1 protein-coding gene is annotated in these 431 nt (G+C 49.7%); it reads right to left on the bottom strand.

From position 1 onward, the window contains the following. On the bottom strand, positions 1-431 hold a 431-nt coding region (locus C5L12_RS27865), incomplete at both ends, for an Orn/Lys/Arg family decarboxylase (RefSeq protein ID WP_483428739.1).

The following is a 431-nucleotide window of genomic DNA, read 5'->3' as shown; positions in this document are numbered from 1 at the left end:
GTATAGCGGCCATCAGCCTGACGGTATGCACCGTGAATATCGGTTTCAAAGCCCGGATAGTGAGCGCCGATTTCACACAGCATCTGCAGGAACTCCAGAACCGGACGGCTTTCTTCGGTGATCATTTCACCCGGCATTACCAGAGGAACTCCCGGCGGATACGGAAGGATCATATTGGCGTTAATACGACCGACCATTTCGTCGAGGTAAACTTCTTCGGTCATACCGTGCAGCTCTTTCTGGAATGCAGCATACGGAGTCATTACCATCGTCGGCAGCACTTCAAATGCGCGATACATCAGATCCGGCAGATTGTGGTGAACAATCAGTTTGTGGATATTCTGAGCCAGTTCCTGAATACGCATGTTTTCATAGAATTCAGGATCTTCACGATACAGAGACGGCAGCATGTTTTTCACACGCAGGTTCAG

Origin of the sequence: Neorhizobium huautlense (assembly GCF_002968575.1) — a bacterium.
Classification (GTDB): Bacteria; Pseudomonadota; Alphaproteobacteria; order Rhizobiales; family Rhizobiaceae; genus Neorhizobium; species Neorhizobium huautlense.
Note: the sequence above shows the minus strand (reverse complement) of the source record. Positions and strands in the feature narration are given on the sequence as shown.